Source organism: Tianxiuia mixotrophica (genome assembly GCF_050596425.1).
Lineage (GTDB): Bacteria > Bacillota > Clostridia > Peptostreptococcales > Acidaminobacteraceae.
On sequence record NZ_CP192292.1, the window covers coordinates 4,466,805 to 4,493,188 of the forward strand.

Consider the following 26,384-nt stretch of genomic DNA (forward strand, 5'->3'; position numbering starts at 1 on the left):
CCCCAAATTCCAGCCAATTTACATTACAGTCACATTACAAACACAATCACATGCGGATGAACTCTGTCCAGCCCGCTATTTTACTATACCACAAGAAGGCTTTTATGTCCTCCCTTTCCAGTAAATTTGTGGATACTGTGGATTATGGGGATAAAAATAAGCTGGAGGTGTACGTTTTATGCACCTCCAGCTTAACGCTTAGCTATTTATATGTCTGTATTCATTCTGCTTTCTACATTAAAGATAAAAGCTCAGCTAAATAAATTTATCTATCTAATAGTGACACATTGCTTAAACTCACTTTATTCCCAACATAAGGGTCTATAAGGATTAGTCACGAATGAACTTCTACCTAACTTAAAAACAATACATCGATTAGATGACATAAATCTATATGTTGTCAAATACACTAATTCAACAACAGCTCAACAGCCTGATTGAGTACCAAGTCTGCTTCACCACTCGCCACATCATCAACAGCTTGATAGAGGGCGTTTCGTGTTTCTTCATCTAATAGGCCAGATTGTGGTAGGTTTTTTATCTTTTGAAATTCTATCACAGCCCCTTGAGTCAGATCATCATATGTTCCTGTTGGATTGACTGTATAGCCTAAATAAATGAGTCTTTCTTGGGCACCATAAACATTGAGACCCACATCACCGGTACCGCTGACTTCATCTTCTATCATTGGTGCAAAATCAGCATTGGTTTTTAGGTCACCTCTCATTTCATTTAAAATCTCTAGATCAGGTGATATACCCACGCCATTGACCTTATTGCCATTTGCTGTTAAGTATTCTGCAATTGTTAGTTTGATACCGCCACCATTGCTTAGATCTGTTACAGACTGCACAGTTCCCTTGCCAAAGGATGTTTGACCAACCACAGTTGCCACTTTATTATCTTGAAGAGCACCTGCTAAAATTTCTGATGCGCTGGCTGAACCTTCATTAATAAGGACCGCAAGGGGGAGTTTCACAAGAGGGGCATCTTCAGAATTGAAAACATTGTCTGAATAGGCCCTGTAGTCCACTTGTACTATAGGTGCGCCCACTTCTAAGAACATATCTGCAATATCAATAACCTGGTCCAGTCGACCGCCTGGGTTGTTTCGGAGGTCAATCACAATACCTTTTACAGAAGCATTGGTCTTGATTTCTTCAAGAGCTTCCCGCACGTCTTTTGCAGAATGTTCATTAAAAGACTTCAGTCTAAAATTAACAATTCCGTCTTCACGCACTTCAAAACTCACTGGGTTAACCTCAATAATTTCTCGAATAATATCCACATCAAATGGCTGTAGAATGCTTTCTCGTTTAATTGTAAGTCTAAGTCTTGTGCCTGGCTCACCACGCATGAGTTTAACAGCTTCTTCTAAAGTATAACCTTGAATGCTATTGCCGTTCACACCAATGATTAAATCGTTGGGCTCAATATCAGCCCGGTCACCCGGTGTACCTTCTATCGGGGCGATGACTTTAATGAAGTCTGTCTGGTCATCCTTTGTTACTGTAATGCCTACACCACCAAATGATCCGCCAGCGTCTTCATTATATCTTTGATATTCTTCTGGTGAAAAATAGGCACTGTACGGATCAAGCTCATTGAAGACACCTCTAAATGCGCCTTCTATCAGGGTGTCTGTGTCCACTTCATTGACATAGTATTCCTGTATCACTTCTATTATAAGGTCTAAATAATCCAGTCGTTCAGAACCCACTGGTTGTATGGGTAGGGCCGCACTGGTTGTTCCCGTTAGGAGTATCACTATTAATGTAAGGGGCAAGGCTCTTGAGAATATTTTTTTCATGGTTTCACTCTCTTTCTATAAAAAGGCGCTGTCATGTCTCTAATGTATATTTACCACAAAATCACTTGTCTAATACCTATTAATAATCTTCTCTCGATAGTCATAGGTAATATTGTCCTTAATATGACGTATAAAGGTTTCAAGCATGACTGCCGCTTCCGCACGACTGACTATTTTATTGGGACGGATGCTTCCGTCTTCGTAGCCATCAATAAGGCCAATATCATTGGCCACATAAATGGCGTCCCTTGCCCAGTTTGGTATGTCGGCATCATCTGTGAATTCTGTTGAGTAAGGTGGCGATGGCGCCAAGTGGGTCATGCCCAGGGCACTGACCATAATAGAAATGGCTTCGGCCCGTCTCAGGGTTCTGTTTGGCATGAAGTAGTCACCCTCGCCCACCATAAGACCCTTTTCTTTGACAAATTCCACAAAGGCTAGGTCTGGATCTGCGCTATCAATGTCAAGATAGAGTTCCTCACGGTCTCGCTGTCTATCCCGTCTTATGAGGTCTGCCTGTGTAAAGGGCTCCACGCTGGCAATGGATTTTGTTATAGCCTTTGCAAAGTCCTTTCTGTTGACAGCTAGGTCCGGTCCAAAGAAGGAGGTGTCTGCCGAAAATATTTCCAAGCTTGTTAGCAGGTAAATACTGCCCTCGGCCCAGTGACCACCTATATCTCTTATTTTTGAAGTGATGAGACTGGTGGAATCCGTGATAATGTCATTCTTGATATTTTCTTCCCCTTCATTTCGAAGGGCTTCATTAATTGTCCCGTCATCTGCAACAGATGGCAGGTTGTAGGTGTACTGGAGGACGTTTTCGTCATTGGCCACTTTAACATAGTTGCCTCTAAAACTGATGTTTTGAGGGTCTGTCGATGAATACTTAAACTGATTCTTTGTCAGTGAACTCATTTTAAGTGTGACCTGTCCCGTCCAGCGCCCCTCTTCTGAGTCAGCATCTGCCGCAGGTAGGGTCCCTGAAATATCATATAAGAGGACTTGGGTTTCTGATTGACCCCAGAGGTGCTCATAGCCCACATAGGAATCACTCGTAATTTCCACCGTGACAACACCGTCATTATTAATTTGATCTCCATTGATAAAGTATTTTCTTTTTGCATAGAGGTTTCCATTGAAATAGTCAACAGCTGGTGTATTATCTATGAGCTGCGACTCATCAAAGAGGTAGCCTCCCAGGGTATAGGTATTGGCCCCCGCTGTGATGGTTTCATCAAGGCTGTCAATATCCGCTTTGTAGGTGGTTTGTTGCATAGATTCATTCACAATTTCCACCACATCAAAGGAAACTGATCTTGATAAAGTCACACCCTCTTCCACATTTTGAAGTTCAAAATCATAATCAAGGGAGTACTCCGTCTCGTCATCATCAGGCTGGTCAGGCACTGATACAGTGCCTGTCAGCTTAATTGGTTTTCCGGTTAAAAAGAACATTTCTTCATATTCAAAGGTGTTGTCATCCATAGTTGGGTCTCCAACCGCACCACCTTCAAAGCCTACAATTTCTGCATATGCATTTCCTTGAAGAACCAGGACAAGGATCATCAGTAGTGTCATGCATTTCATTTGTAATTTACCCATGAGATCCTCCTTACTCCGACTCAACAAATATAACTAGGGCTTTTTCATCATTTCTTAGAACAGATATGTTGTCACCAGGGTTTAAATCATCCACCGTGATCACGTCATTGCCTTTTATAATAATGGCATTTTCATATTCCACATAGGTATCAACAGCATTGCTTCTCCACTCTGCCACTGATGAGAACCAGTCGTTTGAATCTGTCAGCTTAATGCGCTCCCATGTTTCATCCACGCTATCAAGAACGCCCCTTGTTAGGAACATGTCTTCAAGCATTTCTTCAAGTTCACCTGCAATGTCATCAATATCTGTAATATCATCATCAATATTTTGATTTTCAAGAAGCCCCTTATGGTTCATGTTCAGCGCAATCACTGACCTTGAAGCGCCATCTGTATCCTTTAGAACCATGATGCCATAGTAGCGCTCGTACTCAAGACCTTCATCATCCTTGCCCTTGTTTTCCGTACGGGCATACTCGTCATGGAAGAAGTTCGACGGCTTAATGGTCTCTGGATCATCAAAGTCTGATATGTCATTAATGACAGTATTCGTGTGGTAGAAGAATCTGTCTGAAGCAGAATCATCCACATCATTCCATTCATTATCATCAATGGTTGACCAGTTTCTAATGGTGAAGTAATTGCCACCAACCGTTTCAATAGCGCCTAGATAAACGCGTTCAAATATATTTTCTGTCTTTGTCATAAGCTTTATAACATTGGCATTGTTCTCGCCTAGGTGGTACTCACTCACAACGAGGACATTGTCCTTCTTCGATAAAAGGGATGGATCAATAAAACGGCTGTCTTTAATAACAATGGTCCCCTTTGTCAGGTTCATATTGATGCGATTTTCAAGTTCCATGCTGCCTAGGGCATCATTAACCTCACGAATGGTTTCGCTATAGACATTTTCACCACCGTACTTAACAGAAACCTTAGATGCCACTGAGTCTCCATAGGAATCTTCTACAACCACATAGACCGTTTGATCTCTATGGTCTCTCTCTAGGTCACCTAGAACAATGGGGAGGTTGCCCACATATATTTCCGCGCCATCTGAGAGCATAAGTTCCTTGGAATATGTTTCTGTTGTTTCCCAGTCCGAATTTTTCAGGTATCTTGGTTCATACAGAGTAATCGAGCGTTTGGTTTCGTTCACACTGCCAAGCTTGCCCTTAAATACCTGCTGAATCAGTCTTTCAATGCCTTCCACTTCAATTTTAGAAATCTTGTCTGTGTAAATATCGTCAAAGAAGAGTTTGACTGAGTCCCCTTCTTTAATGGCATTCTTGGTAATGGCAATGCCACCCTTTGTGATTGGGATGCCATCTGGAATATCGTAAGTCAGACGCTTTTCACCAATTTCAAAGACCAAACTGGCCGGGAAGACTGCAAAGACAGTACCCATTCTTATTTTGCCGTACTTTGGAATGTAACCCGGATTATCAACAAAGGTTTCTGAATCAATATTTGTAACATAGCCTTGATTTAAGTCTAGGGTTACGTCTTGGCCATACTGAAGATCATCAAGGTTTGCATAGGTGTCATTTATGGTTATATTCACATAAGAAGCCACAGGATATTCATAAATCACATCATCATAGCCAAATACTGTGATGGTGGACTGACCTGTTTCCTCATCTTCTGTAACGTAGCGCACGGTTCCGCTTAGGGACGTTTGCCACAAAGGAATGGCACTCACATAGACAACGCTGTCATTATTTTTGACAACGAAGGAAATGTCATCCCCAACATCCAGAAGATCTATGCCGCCCACTTGCTTGTCTTTATAAACAATCATGTCGTTTGTAACACCTGAATACAGGTCTGTTTCAACGACAAGGTCAAATGTCTGCCCGTCGAATGTGCGAACACGGTAGCGTTTTGACTGAATGTAGCGGTCCTTCACCCAGTGTTTTTGTTCCTGGGTTTCGTAGATGCTGCCAAAATAGGTTGTCATGTTGCCATCTTGTTCTTCACTGATTCTAATTTTTTCAATAATTGTATTGTCATCAATGGCTTCCACATAAACAACTTCATCATTTTTAACAAAATACTGGATCTCATCACCAACCAAAATAGCATCCGAATTGAAAGGTATGCCGTCTTTGTAAACGACAAAGTCTATTTTTTGATTGGTTGATGTGTTCTTATTGGTTTTTAGGGCTGTGGCTGATCCATCAATATTTCGAATCACCAAACTCCGCTCTTCAAGGGCATAGCCCACTTCTTGAACCGTGTTTTCTTGAACCCCTGTAACAAGGCCATAATTCACAGTGATGTTGTTTTGATCATAAAGTTCTTCATAAGCATTGTCTAGAACTTCTACAAATTCGCCCCGTGTCATGGATCCTCTTGGATTGAAGTTGCCATCATTCCCTGAGTTCATGATCTCCTGACGGAGGAGGGCTTCTATGAGACCCCTATTTTCAGGTGTCACCATAGCATAGTCATTGAAGCCAAAAACTTCTTCAAGGTTTTCAACAATCGGCGCAAGGCCAATGGCACGTCCTGTCCAGACACCAATTTGCTCACGGCTTGCAGGTTGGTCTAAATCTAGATACTCCGTTTGAAGGAGCAGTCCCTGAGCTAAAGTCTGAGCCGCATACTCTTCATAGTATAAGGCGTCAATGGCATCGTCAGAAAGGCCTCCGGTTTGAGGCAGAACAGCATTTTGAACCGCCGCCTCTCCACCTGTTAGTTTGACCAAATACTTCATGGCCTCAAAACCTGTTATTTCTGTTTGAGGGTTGAAACTGGCCTCACCTTGCTTGCTGGTCACGCCAAGGGCCGCCATTTTTGTGATGTTTCTTTCAAATGGATTGTCTGCAATATCGTCGTACTTGGCGTTTGTAAGGAGTTCCACACCATTGGCATATCCATTTATGGTCTCCATTTCTCCAATGTCAAGAACCGCTGCCCTGAACTCTGGAACGGGAATATCCACATTGATGTCCGCAAAGGCAAATGGCGATACCGCCTGAAGAACCAGCGCAAGTGTTAAAACCCATACTTTAATTTTTCTCATAACCATCACCTCTATCTGTCTGCCATTAACATGTAATATCCCGCTTCATTGATGCGAGCATGTACTTCATCTGTTGTCGTGTTCAGTGTGGCAGGGTAATTCACCCACATTTTCATTTCACTATCATACTTATAAAGCTGTATGGTGCTTTCATCGCTGTTTCTGAGCATGAAAGGATCATAAGGGAGAACAATATCCATATTGCCATTGACTGTATTGAAGTCTTTTTCCTCCCTATTGCTCACAGCTGAGAACTGTATCTTGAAGACGCTGCTGGCCGCTCTTTGTCCTCTTGGAATATCACCTTGAAGAAGACTGCTATAGGCTCCGTCCTCCCAGTTGGCTGTGATTCGTCCATAGGTGTCATAATAGAAATTCATTTCTCTGAAAGTGTCTGTGTTTAAGTTGATTGGCATAAACTGAATTTTCATATCACCGTAGTCCACATAAACGACACTACCAGAATTTTTTACGGGTTCTGAAGGCACAGTGATCATTCTTACCACCGTATCAGGCAGTTCGAACTCTCTAAGGTCAATTTCCAGTTTAACTGGAAGGTCCTCTGCGGCAATATCCACCATGGAATCATTGCCATCAGCAATATGCCTGTAGTCTTCACCAGCTGGCACATCCAGTCCGCCATCCACGTCAGGCTCTCCAATGTACTCAACATCTTCAAATTCATCAAAGGTCAGATAGGCAATGTTGGACTGTTCAGATGCTCCGAAGGCATTGACCGCTCTAAGAACAAAGGCTATCTTGTCCCCCTTGCCTGCTCTTTCAAAGCCCGGCAATTTTGTAATTTTATAAGGTTCAATATTGGTTGTTGCCAAGTAGGAGAAGTCTTCATAATCATCATTGATAAGCTTATGAACAGCCTTGTCTCCTATATAGTAGTAAATTTCATAATACTCCACATCTTCCGATGCATAGTCAAAGAGTTTGATAAAGTGGTCATCCACCATTTCTACGTCAAGCCCAATCGGGTCTGATGGCACTGGCTGTGAATACTCAACAGTCGTGTCCCCATCCGAAAGACCTGTATCCGGGTTGATGATGGTTAGAACAAGATCATCCTCTTTATTGAGTTGAGGGGTTGTTACTCTTAAAGTCTGCGAATCCACATATTCAACAGAAGCCGCAAGGGTTCCGTTTTCAATAATGTATCGCTTGTCATCTCTCCATAGACCCACTTCTCCGACTTGGTCCACATCGGAATATTCACTTCTTGTGCCCGAGAATATAACCCGGGCACCGTCCTGGAAACTAGAACCTTTAATGGTAATGACCTGACCGCCCTCAACAGAAAGACGTCCGGCTCTTCCTTCTCCATCTTCATCAAGCACCGTCTCAATTTGTGGATAGGATACAACCTTTAATCCACCTTCGAGAACAGCCTGACCGAAGTCAGCATTTTGAACCACAACAGCCTTGTCACCCACAACCATATCCTTAGGTGTTGTGAATTTAATAATTGTGCCGTTGTTTTCAATATCAACGTCCGTGATTGGGATACCACCTACCGTACCGATGACCACTATGGCACCTGCACGGAAGTCCTTACCGGTGATAACAACTTCATGTCCACCGTAAACACTGGTTTCAGCTGGTATAACCGATTCAATGGTCGGCGCTGACAGAGGCTTTCTATAAATGAAGTAGAAGGGCAGGGTTTTGGCGCCATAGTTTGGCCCAATAAGATTATCAAGGGTTGCCGAATTTGCAATACCATTGTCTTCATTTTCAACAAGGACTGGATACTTTTGATCCAGGTCTGTATTCGTGCCGTTTGGCACCGTTACAATGAGGACGTCATAAATGACCCCGTCCACTTCCTTTGTGGTTCTTTCTTGTACCGTTGCTTCTTTGTTGCCTATACGCACTGTCAAGTTTTCACGGAAATCCTGACCCAAAATTTCAATTTCAATGTTGCCATTCACAGCGCCCTCAACCATCCAGTAGGTCTGGTCAGGTGAGAGGGTGTTGGCCCCTACCGAATAAATTTTCGGATTGGAGTCCGGATTTGTATAGGTGAATGTTGTTGTTGCCGTCCCGCCGTCCGGATTTGTGATAGTCATTGGAACCGGATCAATGGTGTAGTAGGACGGTGTTGTCACAACGATGTGATTGATATTGTCATACTCAACCTTTGGCGCGTAGCCTCGTTCCACCATGAGACGCTTGTCTTTTATATACATGCGGACATACTCAAAAATTTTATTGGTATAGGTTGAGCCGTCCCCTTCGGTGTATCCGTTTGGTGTGTAGTAGGTTGACCCGCTCGTCAGCATTTCCATAGGGAAATAAGCTTCCGTGTCATCGTAGTTGTTGAAGACACGGGTATAGACCTTACCATTTTCCTCAACGGACATGGTGATTGTGTTGGCATCACCATCATAGGAAACCGTCAAGCCACCTTCAAGTTCCACGGTTGTTCTCTTATTGAATATAAGACCAGAGTTTGGCTGTTCTCTAGCAATATCTGTATTATCTATAGCGCCAAAGCGTACGATTGTTTCAATGTCAGACAGTTCCACAATGGAATCATCGTCATTGTCTGTATAACCATAAATAACAGACCGATAGAACTCGGAACCATAAACGTCTTTAATTTCAACACCCTGCTTACGACCCTTGTTTGGACTAACCGTCGTAATTGTTGGTGCAGAAGCTGTAAAGGTAAAGGGAACCTCATTGGAAACACCCAGGTCATTGTTGACCACTGTCACTTGCACAGTGCCCGCTTCACGTTTTGGTGTTATGACCTTCATGTAGCCTTCAGAGAATTCAACAATTTTGGCTTTTTCTTCACCGAAATATACGGTTGGAAGAACCTTGGATTCTAAATAATAATCAAAATACGGTGTTTGAGAATCTGGCACCTTTGTAATGATATCCACAATCTCGTCACCATCTGTATCCGTTGTGTCATTAATATCTAGGAGGTCATCCCACTTTCCATTTGGATGCAGGTCTTCATAGTCATCCCCAGGATTGTATTCTGAACCGCCTACCTTATTTTCATATGGTTCAAAGTATCGGAATTCAAAACCAAGAATTTCTACAATTTCACCACCTGTTGATGAACCATTAGCGGGTAGAACCTGCTGAATTTGCGGCGAACTGACCGGAATGATGTATTTAAAGCCTGCCGGAAGCGCATCACTGCCACCATCCTGATTTAATACAATCACTGACACATCAATTTCATCCACACCAAAGAGGTCAATAAGATCCTTCTTATACGGTGGCACACGGATGGTTGCCATATCACCATCAATATTCACAAACGTTTCATCTTCAGGCACTTCCACAGAGTCAATAAATATCTTCATGCCTTCTCTGAAATCGTAACCGTAAACATTGATCACATAACCGCCTTCAGTGGCGCCTTTTTTAGGATCAACCCTTGTAATGACAGGGCTTGAACTCGGTTGAGTGATATAGTAAAATCCATTTTCATCAATTTTTTCAGCGTATTTTGTATCAGGATTGACAACCCGAATGTCCTTGTAGCCCTTACCTGTTGTAAGGCCAGGCACGCGTATTGCCACCTGGAACTTACTCACAACGTCTGTTCTATCCCCTGTGATTTGATTGTTGTCAGGGTCAACAACATAAGGTGTTAAGTAGGTTAGGTCTGTGTCCACACCGATTGTGATCTTTGATCCATCGGGCGCCACAGTGACATCTTGTGTACCGCCTGTATCTTTTGTTGCAATCAATTTCTTGTTGTCATCATCCCATCGAATGGTATAGAGGTTGTCTTTACCATTGGATAGTCTAATATCCCCTTCAAAGTTTTTAGTGAGGGTATAATAGGACAGACCATCTGTTAAGACAATGCTTTCTGCATAATCTGCAATATCTGCATAGTCCACACCTGCAGCATCCTTCTTTGTGAGAATCACATTGTTGTTCATGGCAATATGGAAGGTAGACCCGCCAGAAATGGCCACTGTTGTTACCCCATTGATATAGGTCAGGGTCACATTACCAATTTTTTCGCCATCAGTATCAAAGGCTTCATAGCCTGTGTCTACACTGTTTCTTCTAATGTCATACCACTCATCTTCATTGTTTGTGATACGTGGATTCTTGTCTTCATCCCGTCCTAAATAGAAGACCTTGCCGTCGGAGTCCCTTGTGACATAGGTGTTTTCATAAAAAGGAGAGTACAGGGCCTTGCCTGCTTCTGAATATATAACCGGCTCATTGTCCGGTGATGTATAGGCTTCAAAGTCAATATTTCCTAGAGAGTCGTAAACATACTGGTTGACATCCTTACCATCTAGGTAGACACGAGTACCAATGAGTCTAAGTCCATCATAGCCTGTTGTTCCTGGTGATGTTGGGTCAGGCTTAAGGAAATTATCACCATCGATTACCACAAGGGTGTCTTCTGTCCCCCGCTTTGGATTAAAGTCTTCGAAAACTGGATCCTGGGCAAAGGTTGTTACATAGGTGAAGTCCTTGACCGCTAGACCACCATTTGGGTTGATAACCTGCAACTGAGTTGTGCCAGGTCGTCCTGGAGGGGCTGTAAATGTTAAGAGAATCTTTTCACCATCTGGTGCAATGTCCTTTGTCAGGTCTGTGATCTCCTCACCATCAAGGAAGACACGAACGCCGTCCTGGAAGTTGGCCCCTGTGATTGTCACATCCACGTCACCTTCAACTGTTGTAATTTGAGGATCAACCGTTTCAATGACTGGCACGTCTGTTGTCTGCACAAATGAAATGGTATCTGATTTGATGACCGATGCACCAAACTCATCACTCTGACGTCTTGGGTTTGTCACCTGGACATGTTTAATACCACCGTCTCCTAGAAGGGCGATGCTTGGGATCTTGATAAGAATTTTCGTGCCGACATCGTTGTCTTCTGTTCCGTCCATGATTTTGTTGTCACCATCGACCACAGTGATTTCAAGTTTAACCGGCTTGCCCTTATTATCTCTAAGAACATATTCCTCTACTTCATTTTCGTCTGTTTTATACTTAATAACACCAAGCACACCGTCAACGGTTTCATTCGGGAAGAAGCCCAGTTGATATTTTGTGGTGAAGGTGTTGTCATTGTTTTTCTTAATAAGGACTGTCGGGTATCTAACAAAGGCGTTACCATCTTCATCAACTTCCTTGTCAACAAGGAACTGAGACCCTTTAATGGCAATCAGGGTGTCCTCTGAAAATTTATTAAAATCGATTGGGCCATCGCCCACATCAATACTGTAGTCTTCAATTTGAATGGTATCTGGTGTGACTTCATCCACCACAGGTGTCAAAGTCGATGGTTCAAATTCATAACCATCCTGCAGGGTCACGATTTGACTGAATGTATAGGTTTTGCCAGAAACCGTTTCAGTAACAATCGTTTCAATTTCAATAACCACATCTTTAAATGGATCAGTCAAGGCATCATCAATGGTGTCTGTTAAGACAAGCATGCTATCTGGCAAGCCCTTGCTCACATTGAATGTGCCATCAGGGTTCTGTACAAAGTAAGTCTCCTTACCAATCTGAACCTTGATGTTTCTAACCGTGGTTGCCGCTTGTCCCTTGTAAGTCATACCTGTTTCATCATACTCAATCTCAAGGGTCTTGTTGTTGTCTTTTCCACTTGGATTCTGGTCTGGTGCAGTCACCGTTTTAAAGTCTCCACTGCCCTCAAGATCCGGAAGGTTGAGGGTCAAAATATTACGACCTGATATTTGAACATTTGATCCTGTATCTGGACCCTTTTGCGGGAATATACTCTCTATGGTCGGCTGGAAGCCAGAACCGATGACAGTAAACTGGTCGGGATTGCCTTCGTTGTTTAAAATGACCTGCTCTGCAATGATTTCATCATTAACGGTATTTGTAAGGACAACATAATAACTCCTAAGTTCAAAATCAGGGTCATCTGGAACCTTAACAATTAGTCTATCCTCATCTTCTGGAAGCTCGCCAAGTTCTAAGGCAACATATTCAGCCTTGTTGTCTTCACTAAATTGGTCTGACCCGTCTAATGTTTTTAGGAAATAAGCATCATAATTCTTTGTGTCTACAAAGTTTGGTGCTGTGAAATACACAAAATCCCCCTTAGCTCCTGTGTTTGGGAACATAAGCGGTTCAGTCAGCCCCAAGTCTTCCATGAATCTAAAAGAGTTGGCATATAGATATTCCACACTGGTCGTGTAGCCTGCGGAAGTGTCTTTTTTCTCAATAATAATATTTTGGAAACCTTTTTCACCAGGAAGGGGTGGTTCTGTAAGTGTTACAGAGGAATAGTCCGGTGCAAAATCAACATAAGACTGGGTACCGTCGATTAGGCGGGATTGAACTCGACCGTACTTAGCCGTAATGGAGGATCCGCTTGTCACTGTGCCAATTTGGTCCAGGTTGTTACCTGTAATTGTTAAAACGGCATCAGAGTCGGTTGGGGTCTCACCATATTTTGAAAGGTTGATATTTTGCTGGTCAATGGCACTGAGGTTTGGAAATGTTTCTAGGCCAAGATCTATTTCAGAGGTCCCAATACGCATGGATCCTGCTAGAACTTCTGCATCTTCAGGTTCGAAGGTGAATTTCACGAATGTGTCCTCATCAATGACCTTTTCACCAATTTCTTCAAAACCGCCACCAAGGCCAGCTTTTTCAAAACGGATGGTCTTGCCCTGTAAGCCAGAGCCTGCAATTTCTACGTAAGCTCCAACTGTGTTAAAGCCATTGTGTTCTCTTACAAATCGAATGCTCGTCACATCAATTTCATCTCCCACCGGCACGGCAAAAGACCAGTCCCTAGGTGAGATTGGCACGATGCTAAATAACATTGCTATGATCATAAATGATGATACAACCCTTTTGAGTCTTTTACGAACTTCCCGCGACTTCATAAAACGCTCTCCTCCGTTTGTTTACTTATCTGCTTGCAAAGTTGAGATGCATAGTTTGACTTATATAAAGTATCGACAAATGACTTGTCCTTCTTCATTACTGTTTTATTACAGTTCTCGATTGATTGGTGTTTAATTTTTGCTCAAGACCCCAGACGTTTCAACCCTGACATTTTTTATGCACAAGGGTCTCACTTTACATTTCTATATCTTAATTATACTACCGGCTCACTTCATTTGAGATTAAATATTTATGACACTATAGGGGCTTTTGACGTGCTAAAAACCGCCCCATGACACGGAAAACACATGTCCACTGAGCGGTTTTTTCTTTTATTTTTCAAGGCGGATTCTTCTATAAAGTTTTTCACTTTACAAAATCGATCATGAGGCGGTTTCCGCTATGAATCTTAATGTAATTGGAGGCAAATAGAGGTGTTGAACTTTTGGCCCCAGAAGCACCACTAATATATACATCCGATTCAAGTCTATACTCTTTTTTAACACCATCCCAAGCGTCATCAAGACTTTCTGTAAGTGTTGCCACTGTTTCATAGGAATGTCCTGTGTAACGCTCTGAAATTGCCACAATTTGTCTATGGGCTCTCTTTACTTCATCCTGAGATCCCGTAGCACTTAAACCCGTATAGTAAACTCGAATGCCATTCACTGTAGAAGGACTGTAAATGGTTAAGTTTGTTGCTGTTCGAACAGGAACGATAAAGGTTTCCAGTGTTTTTCTTTCCTTGTCCCCTTCAAGAACTGGTCCTTTAATCCAGTTATGAGTCTTGAGGACTCTTAGGAGAAGGGTTAGACCATCTTCAGTTGTGGCTGGTGATTTGACATTCAGTGCTCCATCGGCTAGGCCCGAAAGAACGCCTAAACTGTACAAATAGTTCACGGTCGGTCGTATGGATGAAGGTATACTGGAATAATCCGAATAAGGGGCTGTCAGTGAGGACGTGGGTACAATACCCAGTTTTAGCAGGAGACCTTTGACACTTAAAAAAAGCGTCTCCCTACTGATAACCTGATCGGGTGCAAATTGTATGTCCGTTTTACCCATCATAAGACCAGCTTGATAGGCCTTGCCCACAAGAACATTGTCTGTATCTGTATAGGGTTCCCCTGTTGGTAGGGCATCCACTCCAACGCCCGTGGCTTTTGCATAGGCATAAACTAGAATTTCGGCCAAGTCTTCACGGGTCAATTGGTCTGTGTTCATAGTGGCTTTTAAAAGATCTTCTGGAAAAGCACTTTCCGTTCTAGCCCAGTAGGCTGCATCGTAAGCCCAAGTGGATGGATCCGCAAATCCAAAACCTGTATTTGCAACCAGCAGACCTATAATCATAAACAAGCAAAGGCTCGTTTTTATTTTTCTATTCATATAATCCCCCTCTTTAACGCTTAACTTACTATCTGTGGTCAAATCTTACCACCGGCACACCAAATTTATAGATTCATTTTTTATTTTATCGGCGTTTTAATGCATTCACTTGAATAAGAAAGTACAGCGTCTACAATCATATACCCTTTTCTCTATTTTATTATTATAACATTCTTAGTTATAGAGGGTAGTCCTTAATTCAGAGGATTGGTAAGGAATTAGGTCACTTTTTAATCGACTGGATAGCCCACCCAGGCCTCCGTTTATTAAGCTCTGTTTTAGATAAAAAAGCTCTATTTAAGATAAAAACAATTTATTTAAGATGAAAACGCATTATTTTGCACAAAAAAGAAAGAAAGCAGGCCTGGGCAGGGCACTGCATTCTTCGGGGTGCAGAGGATTTCATCCACTGCTTGGATATGTTTGGGTTGTCTTTTGGACAATTGAAGAATATCATATCGATGTGTATTTTCTGTGTCCGTTTGAAATTTTTTATCCATTTTAACTATTCTTATAATTCGCAATCATCAGAACAAAAGGAAAATAATCACGAAATTATAGTAGATTTTGTAAATATATTTCCAAAAACCATTTGCATTTTATAAAAAGTAATGTAAAATAGGTATAACGAACTAGCACATGACGTAAGTTGGGCATGAGAAAAACCCGGTGGGGGCCGAGTTTTTCGAGAGAGCTATGTTCTTTACATTCTCATAGAGGGGGCTATGAGTATAAGGGGGATCTATGAATAAACTGCTAATATGTTGCAGTTCATAGCTGCGGGAGTGGGACGATAACATCCCACAATGTCAAAGCTGCCTGAGTTGTTTCTCTCGCGTTTGACAAGTCTAGTATAAAAAACAAATTTGGATATTTTATGACTGCTTTGTGAACAAAGTGTTAAACCAGATTTATTTATTACTATTTCCTTTATACTATTAAACTTTTATATATTTAACTTTCTTGTATTTAACTTCGTACAAGCATTTAATTTCTTATTTGTATATGATAAAATCATATTGCTAGAAGAAACAGGCTAAAAATACGTTTTCGGAAACGGAAACATAATTTTTTTACCCTATATTGTTATTTTATGTCTTAGCACCCACTATATTTCATATTCCGCCTTTCAAATGACATGATTGGCACTTGACATTGCATATCCGGTTTGGGAGAGCCTGATAATATATGGTATTCACTTAGAAAACTTGGAGGTTTTAGCTATGGAAACAAGAAAAAACACTACAAAGGTAAACACAACTGGCGAAAAGGACACTTGCTGTGTGGTATGCAAATCTGAAGAGAACGTTGTAAACTTCAAAGGCAAAAACATCTGCAAGCACTGCATCGCCGAAGCAATCGCTATGTAACTCGTAACAAGAAGGATATGGACTTTAGAGAGTCTTTCTCTAGGTATAATTCGCTTAAGCAAGAAACTTAAACAAACGACAAAACAAAATCGCTTATCAAAAACGCCGGCCTCGACACCCGGCGTTTTTTCATGTTTTTAAGAGGCCAATCTCCCCCTGTTTTCAGATTGGTCAAATCTTCCCTAGACAAGGCGCGGATAAAATCCGCTCATTGAGCGTATTCGCATACGTGATTTGAGCGGATTTTATTCTGCAAGGCAGTATAGGGGATATTTGACCTCTTTCTATCAGATTGGTGAATTTTGCGTTAGACAAGGCACGGGACCAGTTCGATTGATGAGCGTACTTGGTTACGTGATTCAATCGAACTGGTCCCAGTAACGCAGTATAACGGGAAATTCACCAATCTGAAAAGCCGTGGTTGTAACTAACCAACCACGGCTCTAATACTCTCAAATATTCATTAGAATACACCCAAGTTTTGAAGTTTTATACCAAACCCCGCTCAACGACTTGTTGAACAACAAAGGATGCAACGTGCTCAGCATATGTGCCTGGTCCAAAACCAGCGTCATAGCCAAGTTCTTTTGCAAGTTCATGACTGATTCTTGGACCGCCTGCACAAACGATCACCTTGTCACGAAGACCTTCGGCTTCAAGAAGCTCGATTAGGTTAGACAGGTTTGGAATGTGGACGTCTTTTTGCGTCACAACCTGGGAAACCACAATGGCGTCTGCATTCATTTCAATGGCCTTTGCAACCAATTCTTCATTTGGCACTTGCGACCCCATGTTCAGAGCTTCTACACCCTTATATCTTTCAAGGCCATAGTGTCCATCGAAGCCCTTCATATTCATGATGGCATCTATACCAACGGTATGAGCATCTGTACCTGTACAGGCACCAACGATGGTTATGTCACGATTGATGTTTTCTTTTATATAGTCTTCAACACCATATTTGTCCATAACGTCTGACTCAACCTTAGGCACATGGATAGATGAGTAGTCTACATCATGAGAACACTTGCCGTACATTGTAAAGAAAGTGTAGCCTACGCCAAGGTCTTCTGCATGAACGACAGCTGGCTCTTCAATCCCCATCTTCATGAGAAGCTGACGTGCGGCTTCTTTGGCTTCATCTGTACAAGGTACAGGCAATGTGAATGAAAACTGGATCATGCCGTCATTAAGTGTGTCACCATATGGTTTAACTTTTGTTAGGTCTATTTGCGCTGCCTGAGACATTATCGGTCACCTCCAAGCATAAGATCTACGAATGGATTAAAGTAATTATCATCTTTTGTCACTGTGCCTTTAAGACCCTTACCACCTTCAAATGGTCTCTTAACGCCAGCGAATTTGCCTTCAATGATTGTGTCAAAAAGACCTTTTTCCTCAATGTCTTTTAGCATATCAACCGCTTCAACAACAACCTTTTGAGCACGTTTTTGAATCATGCCGTCCTTCTTGAATTCAATTTCATCACCAAGATTTCGCATGTTGTTGAAAATATACTTGGCATTGTCAATAGAAAGTTTTCTATCCTGTAGCAGTGGTGTATGAATGGCTTCAGTTGGCATACCAAGAAGCTGTAGGCTTTGGCCTGTCATAATTGCCACCATATTAAAGAGGGCATCCTGAACATGGCCTTTAAAAATATCACCTGTCATATACTTTGTTGGAGGCATGTACTTAAGTGGGGCATTCGGGAAGATTTCTCTTGCCATTTGTGCCTGTGCCAGCTCCAGTAAGAAACCATTTTCAATATTTGGGTTCATTTCAAAAGCATGTCCCAGACCCATTTGTTCTTCTGGCAGACCTGCCTTAAAGGCAAACTGCTCATTGATGAACTGAGACGCCAGAACCGTATGAGCTTCTTCAACTGCATCGGCCGTTGTCAGATAGTTGTCTTCACCTGTATTGATCATAATGCCTGCATAGCCATTAATCACACGTGAGAAGTACTGGTCAATCAGAGTTCTTTGCATATTGATGTCTCTAAATAGAATGCCGTATAGGGCATCATTGAGCATAATATCAAGACGCTCTACTGCGCCCATAGCCGCGATTTCTGGCATACAAAGACCCGAGCAGTAGTTACATAGTCTGATATATTTTCCGACTTCTTCACCAACTTCATCAAGGGCTTTACGCATAATTCGGAAGTTTTCCTGTGTGGCATAAGTACCACCGAAGCCTTCAGTTGTTGCCCCATAAGGCACATAATCAAGAAGGGACTGTCCCGTTGTACGAATAACAGCAATAATATCTGCCCCTTGTCTTGCTGCCGCTTGTGCTTGAAGGACATCTTCATAAATATTTCCTGTTGCAACGATAACATAAAGATAAGGCTTTGGCCCTTCTCCAATTTCCGTTAACATTCTTTCACGGTCATCGCGGTTCTTTTTAATAAGAGCCACAGCCTTTTCTGCCACTGGCTGAATGGCTTTTTTAACATCTTCCATACTCGCTTGAGCAAGCTCTGTGATATTCAGTTCACCACGTCCAACCATTTCAGCGATTTCTTGAGGCGACTTGCCTGTTTGGATCATAGCATTGCCCATCCAGTAAGAAGCACCCATATTCAAAACGCCTGCATCTGAAATCTGTTCTTGTATTACGTTAGGCAGGGGACGATCAAGATCATCGATGCCATCCACACCCAGCAGACGAAGCACGGCACGCTCCACCGTAACAGTCGTATGCTGATCAATAAATTGCTGCATGTCTTCAGCGATCTTACCAGCTGAAGCGCGGGCCTTTTCTACAAGGCTGAAATCCAGATTTAATTTACTCTGCATATTCTTCCGCCATCCTTTCATTTTCCTATTTCTACGAACCCTGCGTCAAACTTATGCGGGTTTATAACGATTCTTCTTGATTAAATTCATTGAGTATACTGCGTGCGTCTTCTAAAATGTCTTGATCCAGCCCCATAAGATGGGCAATTCGCACGGCATCTTTAGGCACTTCCTGTGGGTTATGAATGACCTTGAGCCGGTAGTCCATAAGATCATGGAGAATATCCATCCCCACTTCAGGATCATCAATTTCATTTTTAAGTTTAGAGAAGTCCACATTCTGCAGGCCGCAAACCTGAAGATGCATGACATCATCAGCATCGGCCAGCCCATCAAAGTGTGTTGTAATGAGGGTAATGGAGCTTCTGGTCTTCAGTTGATTTATAAGTGCTTTGGAAATGGCATAGCCCTCTTTGGGATTCGTCCCCCGGGCCAATTCATCTATGAGTATAAGCCCTTGATGCGAAGAAAGCTCCACAGCCTTAGATACTTTCACGATTTCTCCGCCAAATGTTGATAGGCCAAGATCAACGTCCTGTTCATCACCTATGGATACAAATATAAAGTTTCTGAGGGAGAGACTCATGCTCTCAGCAGGAACAAAGAGTCCCATTTGAGCCAGCCAAACTAGGTTTCCGATCATTTTCAGCGTGACTGTTTTCCCGCCCATATTTGCCCCTGTTATACAGGTAACCCCCTCGTTAACCTGTATGGAGACGGGTTTATAAGCCTTTTCCTCGCGCTTTAGTCTCTCTTCCACGGCAGGATGTCTTCCCTTTTCAATATTCAGATGGAAGATCCTGTTTGATGATGTATCCAGTATTGTTGGCTTAATGCAGTTAAATCCAATGCCGAAATAGCACTTGGCAATGATCAAATCAAATTGACCAATGGCTCCTGTGTTTCGAATAAGGGCATCCACATGATCTTTTAAAGACTCTGATAACATTTCGCGGACCCGATAATTCTCAGCGTCCTCCTCTTGAATCAGTTGTTCTTTTTGAGCTTGAATGGCATCCACTCTCTCATCTTCCCTGATTCTATAGGTGATATTCATGTATGTTTCTGCACTGTAACTCAGATCTTCGCAAGCCTCCAGCGCATGTATCATTTCTTTGTTTTCCTTACTGACAGTGACCTCGCCATTGGGTCTAACTCGAATGCCCAGTTTATCTTCAACTCGAAGGCGTTTCTCTTTTCCAATAAACTTTAATTCATCATCAAGCTTTTTAATGGCCTTTCTTACGGACGAAAGTTCTTCAGAGTAAGCATCATAAAGGTAAAATGTGTTGATGCCCTGGCTTTCCGGATCAAGTAAAGCTTCCACCTCATTTAACCTTTCAACCTTCAAGGACGCCGGCACATCCCAAACAAGCCCTTCCATGGCTCCGGCAATCTCTCGAATACCAATGGTCAAACTCTTTATTTCGAAAAGTTCTGGAACAGATAAAGCCTCTCCCGATTGAATCCGTTCAAAAGAACCTGATAAATCCTTGAGTTTTTTAAATTGGTTTCGTATTTCAACGAAGGTATAACGGTGGTTTCCGATAAGCCTTGTAACCTCTTCTATTATATTGAGATGCTGTCGAAGATCCTCTTCTTGCCCAATCTCATATGGTTTCATTTCCTTCTTAGCCTTATTGCCATAAGGTGTTTGGGTCTGTATGCGGTCTATTACAAATTTAGCACCGATTTTTTCCATGGCTTCTTTGCTGATAAACATCATACAGGATTCCCTTCCATAACATCAAAGACAGGTGTTGGATCTAAAAATGATTGCAATCTACTTTTAAAATTAACTGGGTCAAAATAGTAGCCCGCAGGGGCATAAGGATTTATGGTCACTGCAAGGAGGTTTATTTCCTCCATGACCACAACCTTTAAGCCTTTTCTTAGAAGAAGTTGCCAGTCCCTTGACTCCACAAAAAGTTTAGTGGCATCTTGAACTATAAAGGTGATATTTTTGAAATGCTTTGATCCGCTCGCCACATCGAACAATGTTTTTGATACCAAAGACCCTGGCACAATCACATATAGGCTCTCTTCACAAAGGGACTCAGCGATTTTCCTGCCCGCGCCCAGTGCTGTTTTAATGGGAATATGCTTAAGCTCTAAGCCCCCATCACCAGCCTGGACAATCTGAATTTCTTTGAGCCCGATGGCCGCTTTGGCCATCATTTTAATATCGGCTTCATATAAGGCAGGCAAACGAAACAGCGATACCCTATGAATACTTTCTTCAATGACTTTATCCATATTACGACTTAAAACAGCGCCAGTTGCTAGCACTGTTGCGTCGCTGATAGCCGGCGAAGCACTACTAACTCTATCTAGGGCGCCATCCACAATCACAAGTTGTGCACCATAGGCCAGCATCCGGTTAGAAACCTCCCGAATGTCTCTATTTGTACAAGGACCTGCAATTTGGATATAACCTGGACTCAAGGCTTTAGCAATCATGATTTTTCCCATAGACGTATGGAAATTTGTCATTTCTAAAATTTCCAATCTCGCGTCAGAACAGTTATAAAGCGCCTCTGCAGTTGCAATCAGAGTGCCTGCATCCACATATATAGCCGGTTTTTGGGTACAGGTCACCACATCTTGGGTCTCGCCATCTCTTCCGATCGATGTGAGTCCAAGAAGGGTTCCACTCTCCATACTCTGATTGATGATTTCATTTAATGTCACTGTTTTCCCAGCATTCTTGGCCATGCCCACAACGGACACAACCTGATGCCGGTTTTCGCGGATCAGGTCAATTAGTTGCATGCGTCCTCCTCAAGACTCGTCTCCCATTTTCATAGGTCTCGCCTTAGACTTATATGATTCAATATACCGGACCACTCAGGCTGTCCTCATATTAAAGATCTTCTTTTGTATATGACTGATTCTAAGGGCCCGGTCATTTCAATTCTTATTCGTGGTGCGATCTCTTTTCACGATCTAGGTTTGCCAGTTCTAAGTTTACCTGATTGCCTTGTAAAAGACCACCAACACCTGTGATTTTATGCTTTTTCTCAGTGCAGTCAGGACAAGTACAGTCTTGCTTATAAGGTGCAGGTTCTGAGTATGTTGTCACAACACCCTCGTAGTTTCTTAGAACCACACGCTCTGGTGACTGGGAAATCACATACTGAGGCATGACTGGTGTCTTACCGCCACCCCCTGGAGCATCCACAACGAATGTTGGTACAGCGTAGCCTGATGTATGGCCACGAAGACCTTCAATGATTTCAATCCCCTTTGACACAGGTGTTCTGAAGTGCTCAATACCCGTTGAAAGGTCACACTGGTAGATGTAGTATGGGCGCACTCTAATTTTCACCAGGTCATGCATAAGGTGACGCATGATGTGGGTACAATCATTGATGCCGCGTAGCAGAACCGACTGGTTGCCCAGTGGCACACCTGCATCCGCAAGCATTTCACAAGCTTTTTTCGATTCTGGCGTGATTTCTTTCGAGTGGTTAAAGTGTGTGTTTAACCAGATTGGGTGGTACTTTTTAAGCATGCCAACAAAATCTTCTGTGATACGTTGAGGCATTACGACTGGCGTTCTTGAACCAATTCGAATGATTTCAACGTGTTCGATTTCTCTTAGCTTCTTGATGATGTATTCTAGCTTGTCATCTGATACAAGCAGGGCGTCTCCACCTGATAGCAGGACATCACGCACCTCTTTTGCGCCTCTAATGTATTCGATAGCCGCATCGATTCTTTCCATTGGCGTGCTGTCGTCTTTTCCGCCTGCAAAACGTCTTCTTGTACAGTGTCTGCAGTACATTGAGCACATGTCTGTGATAAGAATAAGAACGCGGTCTGGATATCTGTGTGTCAGACCTGGAACTGGAGAATCATGGTCTTCATGCAGTGGGTCATCCATGTCGTTTTCACTTCTGTGTGTTTCATGGATTGTTGGTACAGCTTGCATACGAACCGGACACTTTGGATCGTCTTTATCCATGAGCATTGCATAGTATGGCGTGATGCCCATGCGTAGAATTTCCAGTGACTTTTTCACACCGTCTTCTTCTTCTGGCGTCAAGTTGATCACTTGTTTTAGCGCTTCCAGTGTCGTGATGCGGTTTCTTGTTTGCCAAGCCCAGTCATCCCACTGTTCTTTTGTTACGTCTTTCCACATTTCTATCTCTGTATAATGTCGCACTTGTCATATCCTCCTATCGGTTGGGGCCACAAGGGAAATGCCTATCATTAAGTGAGAATTGGTCGGTAAGGTCGGAATTTATTTTTTGCGACGAGATTGTCGCTTTCTCACAAAATGCCTTTTAGGGGTTCGGCTTTCCCTTCACCCTCCCTATATACAACTGCACCCGTGTGTGGTCAGCACAATTGGGGCAGATTGTCTCAATGAATAACAATAAGTAATAAGATTAAAGGTCATACACTATTTGATAAGTGAAAGACTGTGCACCTTAGACTGGTCGGAATCTAAGGTGCCTTGTCTCATGTATCAATTTGCATTGCAAGCTCAAAAATATCAGGTCGGATTTAGAAGAGCTTGGTGCAATTTTAATTATTTAAGCGTATAGGTCTGTGTAAATTCTTCTAAGTTCTGCACTTTCACGCATAATATCTAGAGAAATATCAGCATGACCTTTTGTATAGCCATTGCCAATAATCATTGTTGTATCCATGCCTACGCCTTCAGCACCAAGAGCAGCCGCAGTAAAGCTTGTTGCCATTGAGAAGAAGTAGATCACGCCATCATCTTTCGTAGAAAGAATAGATGCCATTTCTGTGTTTGGAATGTTTACACAGTTGATTGTAACGTCAGCCATTTTGCCGTCCGTTGCCTCACGCATTTTTTCTAGAACTTCTACTGAGTTCGTTGCATCGGCAATGATAAACTCATCTGCAAGGCCTGCATCCATAACAAGTTTTTTCATTTTGTCACTGTGGTTTAGGCAGATAACCTTGCCGTTTTCCCCAGCGATTCTTTTTGCTTCATATAGACAAAGCATGCCAGACTTACCAGCGCCACCGATAACAAGCACTGTGTCCCCTTCTTTAACAAGCTTGCGTGTTTGTGCTGGAGCACCTGCCACGTCAAGCACTGAAAGAGCTAAGTTTTGAGGTAGATCTTCTGGTAGTTTTGCGTAGATGCCTGATTCAAATAGAATGGCCTGCGCTTCCACATCAACTTGATCAATGTCCTTACGCACTTCTTTGATGGCCTTGATTTGAAGTGGTGTTAATGACAGGGAAACCAGTGTTGCAAGCTTATCCCCAACCTTAAGGTCTGTTTTGCCTTCTAGGGCAGGACCAATTTCCTTGACAGTACCAATCAGCATGCCGCCTGAACCTGTAACAGGGTTATGGTGTTTGCCACGTGTATTTACGATATCCTGCATGATTTCCTTGATTTTATCAACATTGCTCTCAGCTTGTTTCTTGATTTGAGTGAAGCTCGCAGAGTCAATATTGAGTGTCTGTACATCAATTAGAATTTCGTTGTCGTAAATTTCCATTGAGTTGTCAATCTTTTGCGCTGGTTGTGGCAGCGCGCCTTTTGGTTCGATGACGCGATGCGTACCGAATTTACATCCCTTTTTCATGAGTTAACCCTCCATTTTCGTTTTTTCACGTCAATATATATTGCAATCCACATGCCAACTTTAAGGAAAGAATACCCTAGCAATTTAGTAGGGATTCCCAGCTACCCAGTCTTATCAAGGGTTAAACAAATTTTATGAAAAACGTTTTCCTATTCTTCGACCTTTCAAACTGACCCTATTGAAAGTAAGAATCAGCCTTTCTCCCAGAAGTTTTCAAAAAATTATAAAAAACCGCCGAAAATTCGGCTGTTTTTTATTTTCTATATAACTTTTCTATATAACTTTTCTATATAACTCCTCTATATAGCTTTTCTATATAGCTTTTCTATAGCTTTGTATCAATAACCATCACCTGACATCAGGTCCCTTAGACCACTATTTTATGTTTCTTTAACTTGTACTGGAGGGTCTGACGGGGAACACTCAATAGTTTTGCCGCTTTTGTGACATTGCCCCCCGATGACTCAAGGGCCTGTTCAATAGCGTACTTTTCAGCCCTCTCCATTGACTCTTTAAGGGAGTAAACCTGGCTGCCCAGACTATGGGGCACCTGTACATCCTCCACATTGTATAAGTCTCTCAACTTAATGGGCAGGTCATTGACTTCAATAAGATCTGAGTCCATAACACTTATTGCCCCTTCGATGACATGTTCAAGTTCTCTGACATTACCAGGCCAGTCATACCGCTTTAAGAGCTTCATAACTTCATCAGAGGCCCCAGTTACATTTTTATATAACTTATTGTTGTACTTTCTTATAAAATGCCTTACAAGCATTTGCAAGTCTCCGCTTCGTTCACGCAAGGGCGGTAAATTTAAGGTAATGGTATTAAGTCTATAATATAAATCCTGTCGTAAATGACCAGACTTTACGGCATCTTCAGGTTTCACATTGACCGCTGTAATGATCCGAACATTGGCATATCTAGGCTTCATATCACCGATGCGACGAAAAACCCCTTCTTGTAAAACCCTTAGAAGTTTGGCCTGGAGCTCCATAGGCATGGAATTGATTTCATCTAAAAAGAGGGTTCCGCCATCTGCCAGCTCAAAGAGACCTGGTCGGTCTACAGAACCAGTAAAACTCCCCTTCATGGTGCCAAAAAGTATTCCCTCAAGCAGGCTGGCTGGAAGAGCCGCGCAGTTTTGAGCTATAAAGGGTGCCCCCACCCGTCGACTGCTGTTATGAATGGCCTGAACGAAAAGCTCCTTGCCCGTTCCAGTTTCGCCACACACGAGAATAGGCGCATCTGTTTGAGCCCCTTTTGTTGACAGCGACTTAAGTTCAAGCATTTTTATATCATCTGTCACTATATCAGCAAATGTGAATCGGGCCTCATCTTGCTGGTTGCCTTTTTTGTCCCCGTAAACCTTGTTTTGCAGGTCCACAACCTTCTCGCTTAAAGCCTTGACCTCTGTTATATTATTGGAAAATTCAATGGCGCCAATTATACGCCCCTCTTCCCTTATAGGAATGGTTGAATTGAGCGTTGTTATTTGTTTACCTTTATATGTCGTATAGGTTTGTTCCATATCAAATATAGGCATACCAATGCGTAGAACCTTTAAAAGCGTACTGGTTTCCCGTGTTAAAGATGGATAAACCTCCAGTATGTTTTTTCCCACAGCCGTCTCAATATTGATATCATCCAGCATGGCTGACCGCCTGTTGCAGTAAACCAGGTTGCCCTCAGAGTCAAAAACCTGGACACCATCTGAAATATGATCCATAATTGTCCTGAAATTTTTTAGTGAAAACAATCGTTCCATATAGACCTCCAAAACCCATCAAAGAACCCATCAAAGAAAGTGCTGAATTTCCGGCGCGCCCGCCCAATTTTCGGCAACAATTGACATTTTCAGTATACCACGCTTATCGGGGGTATCAAAGACCTATTCTCCAAGAGCTTTTGAAC

The 26,384-nt window shown here is 42.4% G+C and carries 13 protein-coding genes; 1 reads left to right on the forward strand and 12 read right to left on the reverse strand.

Features of this window, described 5'->3' with window-relative positions; translation table 11 throughout:
* Positions 1–409: 409 nt before the first annotated feature.
* The 5 genes from ACQ4KW_RS19730 to ACQ4KW_RS19750 form a co-directional block, all read right to left on the reverse strand.
* Positions 410–1,810, reverse strand: coding sequence for a S41 family peptidase (locus tag ACQ4KW_RS19730; RefSeq protein WP_430884145.1), 1,401 nt, complete (start codon positions 1,808–1,810; stop codon positions 410–412).
* A gap of 69 nt (positions 1,811–1,879) precedes the next feature.
* Positions 1,880–3,412 (reverse strand): S-layer homology domain-containing protein, encoded by a 1,533-nt coding sequence (locus tag ACQ4KW_RS19735; RefSeq protein ID WP_430884146.1) that lies wholly within the window; start codon positions 3,410–3,412, stop codon positions 1,880–1,882.
* 10 nt (positions 3,413–3,422) lie between these two features.
* Entirely contained in the window at positions 3,423–6,446 is a 3,024-nt protein-coding gene (locus ACQ4KW_RS19740; RefSeq protein ID WP_430884147.1) for an S-layer homology domain-containing protein, read from the reverse strand.
* 11 nt (positions 6,447–6,457) lie between these two features.
* A complete protein-coding gene (locus tag ACQ4KW_RS19745; protein ID WP_430884148.1) occupies positions 6,458–13,327 on the reverse strand; it encodes an IPT/TIG domain-containing protein in 6,870 nt (2,289 codons plus the stop codon).
* Positions 13,328–13,694: 367 nt separating this feature from the next.
* Positions 13,695–14,714 carry an S-layer homology domain-containing protein gene (locus tag ACQ4KW_RS19750; RefSeq protein WP_430884149.1) on the reverse strand — a complete coding sequence of 340 codons (1,020 nt, stop codon included), beginning with the start codon at positions 14,712–14,714 and terminating at the stop codon, positions 13,695–13,697.
* A gap of 1,223 nt (positions 14,715–15,937) precedes the next feature.
* Here ACQ4KW_RS19750 and ACQ4KW_RS19755 point away from each other — a divergent pair.
* Positions 15,938–16,084, forward strand: a complete 147-nt coding sequence (locus ACQ4KW_RS19755) for a hypothetical protein (RefSeq protein WP_430884150.1) — start codon at positions 15,938–15,940, stop codon at positions 16,082–16,084.
* Positions 16,085–16,573: 489 nt separating this feature from the next.
* On the opposite strand, the gene ACQ4KW_RS19760 is transcribed toward ACQ4KW_RS19755, so the two are convergent.
* The 7 genes from ACQ4KW_RS19760 to ACQ4KW_RS19790 form a co-directional block, all read right to left on the reverse strand.
* Positions 16,574–17,332: an OAM dimerization domain-containing protein gene (locus tag ACQ4KW_RS19760; RefSeq protein ID WP_430884151.1), complete on the reverse strand. Its 759-nt coding sequence runs from the start codon at positions 17,330–17,332 to the stop codon at positions 16,574–16,576.
* Positions 17,332–18,888, reverse strand: a complete 1,557-nt coding sequence (locus ACQ4KW_RS19765; protein WP_430884152.1) for a lysine 5,6-aminomutase subunit alpha — start codon at positions 18,886–18,888, stop codon at positions 17,332–17,334. The genes ACQ4KW_RS19760 and ACQ4KW_RS19765 overlap by 1 nt, the downstream gene beginning before the upstream one ends.
* A gap of 61 nt (positions 18,889–18,949) precedes the next feature.
* Complete coding sequence (locus ACQ4KW_RS19770) at positions 18,950–20,614, reverse strand: MutS-related protein (protein ID WP_430884153.1); 1,665 nt, start codon at positions 20,612–20,614, stop codon at positions 18,950–18,952.
* Entirely contained in the window at positions 20,611–21,660 is a 1,050-nt protein-coding gene (locus ACQ4KW_RS19775; RefSeq protein WP_430884154.1) for a hypothetical protein, read from the reverse strand. Before ACQ4KW_RS19775 ends, ACQ4KW_RS19770 begins: the two co-directional genes overlap by 4 nt.
* Positions 21,661–21,805: 145 nt before the next feature.
* Positions 21,806–23,032 carry a lysine 2,3-aminomutase gene (gene ablA, locus ACQ4KW_RS19780; RefSeq protein WP_430886612.1) on the reverse strand — a complete coding sequence of 409 codons (1,227 nt, stop codon included), beginning with the start codon at positions 23,030–23,032 and terminating at the stop codon, positions 21,806–21,808.
* Between the two features lie 397 nt (positions 23,033–23,429).
* The gene (locus tag ACQ4KW_RS19785; RefSeq protein ID WP_430884155.1) at positions 23,430–24,467 is read right to left on the reverse strand and encodes a zinc-binding dehydrogenase; all 1,038 of its coding nucleotides are present in this window, start codon (positions 24,465–24,467) and stop codon (positions 23,430–23,432) included.
* A 367-nt stretch (positions 24,468–24,834) separates the two neighbouring features.
* Positions 24,835–26,238, reverse strand: a complete 1,404-nt coding sequence (locus ACQ4KW_RS19790; RefSeq protein WP_430884156.1) for a sigma-54 interaction domain-containing protein — start codon at positions 26,236–26,238, stop codon at positions 24,835–24,837.
* Between the last annotated feature and the right edge of the window lie 146 nt (positions 26,239–26,384).